Origin of the sequence: Ramlibacter sp. (genome assembly GCF_013697775.1) — a bacterium.
Classification (GTDB): Bacteria; Pseudomonadota; Gammaproteobacteria; order Burkholderiales; family Burkholderiaceae_C; genus Ramlibacter.
Map to the genome: position 1 here is coordinate 1 of NZ_JACCWG010000021.1, position 5,579 is coordinate 5,579.

4 protein-coding genes and 1 pseudogene are annotated in these 5,579 nt (G+C 70.3%); 3 read left to right on the plus strand and 2 right to left on the minus strand.

Annotated features, from left to right (window positions below):
* Positions 1-298: pseudogene (locus tag H0U68_RS01085) on the minus strand (SPOR domain-containing protein); the annotation flags it as partial.
* 46 nt (positions 299-344) lie between these two features.
* Positions 345-1,634 carry a bifunctional tetrahydrofolate synthase/dihydrofolate synthase gene (gene folC / locus H0U68_RS01090; protein WP_296352292.1) on the minus strand — a complete coding sequence of 430 codons (1,290 nt, stop codon included), beginning with the start codon at positions 1,632-1,634 and terminating at the stop codon, positions 345-347.
* Between the two features lie 122 nt (positions 1,635-1,756).
* On the opposite strand from folC, the gene H0U68_RS01095 reads away from it, so the two are divergent.
* From H0U68_RS01095 to H0U68_RS01105, 3 genes are all read left to right on the plus strand, one after another.
* Positions 1,757-4,084: an aminotransferase class V-fold PLP-dependent enzyme gene (locus tag H0U68_RS01095; protein ID WP_296352294.1), complete on the plus strand. Its 2,328-nt coding sequence runs from the start codon at positions 1,757-1,759 to the stop codon at positions 4,082-4,084.
* 33 nt (positions 4,085-4,117) lie between these two features.
* Complete coding sequence (locus H0U68_RS01100) at positions 4,118-4,474, plus strand: ArsC family reductase (protein WP_296352296.1); 357 nt, start codon at positions 4,118-4,120, stop codon at positions 4,472-4,474.
* A gap of 96 nt (positions 4,475-4,570) precedes the next feature.
* Positions 4,571-5,290 (plus strand): glycine zipper 2TM domain-containing protein, encoded by a 720-nt coding sequence (locus H0U68_RS01105; protein WP_296352298.1) that lies wholly within the window; start codon positions 4,571-4,573, stop codon positions 5,288-5,290.
* Positions 5,291-5,579: the final 289 nt, after the last annotated feature.

Sequence of the window (5,579 nt, forward strand, 5' to 3'; positions counted from 1 at the left end):
GCGCCGGTGCGGGCGGCGCGACGGCGGCCGATGCGACGGGCCGCGCGGCAGGCGCCACCGGCACGGGCAGCGGCTTGACCTTGTTGCGGTCGGGAATCTCGATGGGGATGTCGACGGGAATCGGGCGCGGCTGCGTGTCGAACAGCAGCGGGAAACCCGCCACGCCGGCCAGCACCAGCACCACGGCGCCGATCAGGCGATGCCGCGCGCGGCGGCGCAGCGCTTCCACGCTTTCGGGCTGCGACGAACCCGCAGCCATCGGCTCGTCGCCACCTTTGCGGAATTTGAACAAGGCCATGAACGTGTCGCGCCGGAATCAGATGTGTGGCGGGATCGCGGAGTGTTCACGCGCCCAGATGCCTGGCTTGCAGACGGGGTGTGCCGTCCTTCAGGACGCCCCCTACCGTGTAGAACGATCCGAAGACCACGATTCTATCAGCGGGGTTCGCGGCGGCCACCGCGGCGGCGAGCGCCTGCGCGGGGTCCGCGTGCAGGCTCACCGGCACCTCGCGCGGAATCCGCATCTGCTTCCAGCGCTCGGCCAGGTCGGCGGCGGCGGCGGCGCGCGGCGTGGGCAGGTCGGTGAAGTACCAGCGGTCGGCCAGCGGCGCGATCTTCGCGAACATCGGGGCGAGGTCCTTGTCGGCCATCGCGCCGAACACCATGTGCGTGGCCGGATAGAACCCCATGGCGTCCAGGTTGGCCGCCAGCGCGGCCACCGAATGCGTGTTGTGCGCCACGTCCAGCACCAGCACCGGCTCGCCGGGCACGATCTGGAAGCGCGCCGGCAACTCCACCATCGCCAGCCCGTTGCGCACCGCCTGCGCCGGCACCGGCAGGCGCGGGCGCAAGGCTTCCAGCGCGGCCAGCACGCCCGATGCGTTGACCAGCTGGTTGGCGCCGCGCAGCGCCGGATAGGCCAGGCCCGCGTAGCGCCGCCCGCGCCCGGCCCAGGACCATTGCTGCTTGTCGCCTGAAAAGTTGAAGTCGCGCCCCAGCAGCCACAGGTCGGCGCCCAGCGCCTGGGCGTACGCCACCACGCTGTGCGGCGGCATCGGGTCGCTCACGATGGCGGGCCTGCCTTCGCGCAGGATGCCGGCCTTCTCGCGGCCGATGCTCTCGCGGTCCGGCCCCAGGAATTCCATGTGGTCCAGGTCGATGCTGGTGACGATGGCGCAGTCGGCGTCGACGGCATTGACTGCGTCGAGCCGGCCGCCCAGGCCGACCTCGAGGATGGCGGCGTCCAGCCCGGATGCCGCCATCAGGCTCAGGATGGCCAGGGTGGTGAATTCGAAGTACGTGAGCGTGGTGTCGCCGCGCGCGGCCTCCACACGCTCGAAGTGCGGCACCAGCGCGTCGGCGGTGGCAATGTCGCCCGCGACGCGGCAGCGTTCCTCGAAATGCACCAGGTGCGGCGAGGTGTAGACGCCGGTACGGTAGCCCGCCTGCAGCAGGATGGCTTCCAGCATGGCGCAGGTGGAGCCCTTGCCGTTGGTGCCGGCCACGGTGATCACCGGGCAGTCGAAGCGCAAGGCCATGGTCGCGGCCACGGCCTGCACACGCTCCAGGCCGAGCGCGATGGTCTTGGGATGCAGGCGCTCGCAGTGTGCCAGCCAGTCTTGCAGGGAATCCATGGGCGCGATTGTCACAGGCCGCGCGGCCAACCGCGAACAAGGTTCAGCGATTCATGCAATTCCGTTCAAGACCCGGCGGGCGGCCTCGGCCATCCTGCACGAACTCCAGCAACAGGCCTGCTATGAACCGAGATCGTTTTCCCGCCCTTGCGGCTTCCCCATGGATCCGCCTGGACGGCCCTTCCGGCAGCCTGGTGCTCGACACGGTCGCCAAGGCCGTGCACGACCACCTTGGCGGACCGGACGTGGCCAACCTGGACGCCACCTCGGCGGCTTCCGAGGCCACGGCGCATCGCCTCGCGCGCTGTCGCGAGGCGATGGCTTCGCTGCTGGGAGTCGCGCCCGACGGCGTGATCCTCGGTGCCTCGGCCACGGCGCTCACCGCCATGCTCGCGCGGGCCGTCGCGGCGCAGCTGCGCCCAGGCGACGAGATCGTCTGCAGCGAACTGGACCACGACGCCAACGTCAGTCCTTGGCTCGCCGCGGCCGCGCGCAGCGGCGCCACCGTCCGCATCGCCCAGGTGGACGGCCGCACGCTGGACCTGGAAACGGACGCGGTCGCGCGGCTGCTCACGCCGCGCACGCGCTGGGTCGCGCTGACCGCCGCTTCCAACGTCACGGGCACCATGCCGGACGTGGCGGCCATCGCCGACGCGGTGCATGCGCGAGGCGCGCGCCTGTTCCTGGACGGCGTTCATGCGCTGCCCCATGGCCCCGGCACGCTGCGCGCGTGCGGGGCCGACGCGGTGGTGTGCTCGGGCTACAAGTGGTTCGGGCCGCACCTCAGCGCGCTGTGCGTGCAGCCTCGGACACTCGACGGGCTGCAGCCCGAGAAGATCCGGCCGGCACCGGCCGAGGCGCCACGGGCCTGGGAGCACGGCGCATTGCCGTTCGAGCTGTTGCCCGGCCTGCAGGAGGCTTGCGGCTATCTCCACGCGCTGGATTGGGCCGGGGTCGAGCGGCACGAGGCCGTCCTGCTCGCCGTCCTGCTCGAGGGGCTGCAGCGGCTCGATGGCGTGACGCTGCTCGGCGCGCCCCGGCGCCGCACCGCGACAGTGGCCTTCGTGGTTGCCGGGCGCGCGCCCGCGCAAGTCGCGCAGGCGCTGGCGCGGCGCAGGATCGCGGTGAACCACGGCAACTGCTACGCCGTGGAGCTTTTTCGCAGGCTGCCCCTACGACGCGTGCCTGCGCGCCGGGGTGCTGCACTACAACACCATGGACGAGGTGCACGCCCTGCTGGAAGCGCTGCGCGATGTCCTCACAGGGAGCGAGGCATGAACGATCCTGTGGCCGGGCTGGACGCGTGGCTGCGCGGCGAATTCGTGCGGATCAACACGGAACTCGAGAATGCCTATTTCAGCGAACGCGTGGACGTGATCACCGGGCGCCCGGCGCTCGACACGCTCAAGCTCAACCTGCTGCGCGAAGGCGGGCTGCGCATGGAGGCGCTGCGCGCGGTGGACACGGCCCGGATGCAGCCCGAAGCGCGCTATGCGCTGCTGGGCATGGTGGGCTTCTACCTGGCGGCCTGCCGGCGGCACGAAGCGGCTCTGGGTGACGCGATGGGCGGGCAAGAAGCAGCATGGACCGTCGCCATGCAGATCGGCGGCAGCCTGAGCGTGGTGCCGCGCTTCGTCTTCGCGCACCAGGCGCTGTTCAACGAGGCCGTGGGCGGGCGCTACCACACGTTCACCGCGCTGCGCGACGAGCAGACCTGGATCGAGTTCAATACGCTGGCTGTCCTGGCCTACCGGCGCGCCGCCGACGCGCTGCGCGAGGTCACGCGCATGGGGCCTTCGAACCCGGTGGCGGCGTATCCGCTGGAACACGCCCATGCCGCGCTCGGGGACGTGCTGCGGTTCAACCGGGAATTGTCCGACCAGCTGGACGTGGAGCGCTTCTACTTCAGCATCCGGCCATACTTCAAGAGCCATCCCGTCGGCCACGCCGACTACCGCGGCGCCAATGCGGGCGACTTCGCCGCCGTCAACGAAATCGACGTGGCGCTGGGCCTGTGCAGCATGCGCGACCCGTTCTACCAGGGTGTGGTGCACCAGAAGCTCGGGCACGTGCCGCCGGGGGACCAGCGGGCGCTGCGTGATTTGGGCCGTCGGCCATCGCTGCTGCTGGAGTTTTGCGGCGAGCTGGATCGGCATGGCGCCACACCGCAGTGGCGCGCCAACGCCGCCAGGCTGCTCGACGTGTGCAAGGCCCATGCCGGCGCATACGCTTTTCATCACCAGCGGCTGGTCAAGCCGTTCCTGGTGCAGCCCGCCGGCAGGGCCGCCTCGGCGCATTCCGCCGGCATCACTTCCAGCGGGCCGCCGCTTCAGGAGGTGGTCGCGATGCTGGAGCGGCTGCTGGCGCTGCGCGCGGCGCGCGACACGCGCGGCGGCAACCAGGCAGGCGAGGCGATTGCGCACATCCGCGCCGCGCTGGCTCAGCCATGAACCAGCGGCGCGCACGCATGGCATCATGGCCCCATGGCTGCGACGCTCTACGGCATTCCCAACTGCGACACCGTCAGGAAGGCCCGCGCCTGGCTGGCTGAGCAGGGCGTGGACCACCAGTTCCACGATTTCAAGAAGCAGGGCGTGCCGCGGCCGCGCTTGGCCGCATGGATGCAGCAGGTGGGTTGGGAAAAACTGCTCAATCGCAAGGGCACCATGTGGCGCAAGCTCGACGACGCCACGCGCGAGGGTGTGACCGATGCCGACAGCGCCCGCGCCGTCATGCTGGCGCAGCCCAGCGTCATCAAGCGCCCGGTGGTGGAGTGGCCCGGCGGCGAGACCACGGTGGGGTTCGATCCGGCCGCCTGGGCGTTGCTCGTATGCCGCTGAGCGGGAACTTTTACAGCAGCTTTACGCCCTGTTCAGGGCGCGCGCGCGGGGCGCGTGCCTAGAATTTGAGCATCTCAGCCAAAGAGAAGGAACATCATGAAAAAAGCAGTTCTGTCGATGATGGGACTTGTGGCTGTGGCCGCGGGCGCGCAGGAAGTCGGGCGCGTGGTCTCCACGGTGCCGCTCGTGCAGCAGGTGGCCGTGCCGCGCCAGTATTGCAGCCAGCAGCAGGTGGTGCAGCAGCAGAGCTCGGGCGGCGGCGCCCTGATCGGCGCGGTGGTGGGCGGCCTGCTGGGCAACACCATCGGCCACGGCTTTGGCCGCGCGGCGGCCACGGGCGTGGGCGCGGTGGTCGGCGCCGGCGTGGGCAACAGCATCGAGACGCGCGACGGCTATCCGCAGGCGGTGCAGCAGTGCGCCACCCAGAACAGCTATGAGAACCGCACCGTGGGCTACAACGTCACGTACGAATTCGGCGGGCGCCAGTACACCACGCAGATGCCGTACGACCCGGGCCCGACCGTGCGGTTGCAGGTCACGCCGATGGGCAGCGGCCCGGCGCCGGCGTATCCGGCCGCGCAGCCGATGCCCGGCACTGTGAGCGCGCCGCCGATGGTGAGCGCGCCCCCGAGCGGTTACGAGCAGCAGTTCGTGGAGGCCACGCCGGCCATCGTGCAGGTGCCCAGCACCTACGTCTATCCGGCAACCACGGTGGTGTACCCGGCCTATGCGCCTCGCTACTACTATCCGCCGGTCAGCCTGTCGATCGGCCTGGGCGGCTACTGGGGCGGCGGGCACCGCCACCACTGGCGCTGAAACCCGGCGCGCGAATCTCACATCCGCCAAAACCGCTGCCCGTGCAGCGGTTTTTTTTCATGAATCTGTTGCGCATTACGGATGCTGACACCTTGAAGCGGGATTTCCTCCAGCTCTGCTGTTGAATGGCTGTCGAGCAGAGGAGCCCGTTTTGATCCAGATCCCCACACGCGCCGACGCGCCCGCGCCGGCAGACGATGCCGTTGCCTCAACGGCCGAGGCACTGCAGGCGCCGTCCTCCGCCCTGGCGGCCGCCCTCGCGGCGTCGGCCCTGCTGGCAGCCTGCGGC

What these genes read in the sequence shown, in the direction of transcription:
- H0U68_RS01105 (WP_296352298.1), top strand. Translation starts at nt 4,571, where the DNA reads ATGAAAAAAGCAGTTCTGTCGATGATGGGACTTGTGGCTGTGGCCGCG.
- H0U68_RS01095 (WP_296352294.1), top strand. Translation starts at nt 1,757, where the DNA reads ATGAACCGAGATCGTTTTCCCGCCCTTGCGGCTTCCCCATGGATCCGC.
- H0U68_RS01100 (WP_296352296.1), top strand. Translation starts at nt 4,118, where the DNA reads ATGGCTGCGACGCTCTACGGCATTCCCAACTGCGACACCGTCAGGAAG.
- folC (WP_296352292.1), bottom strand. Translation starts at nt 1,634, where the DNA reads ATGGATTCCCTGCAAGACTGGCTGGCACACTGCGAGCGCCTGCATCCC.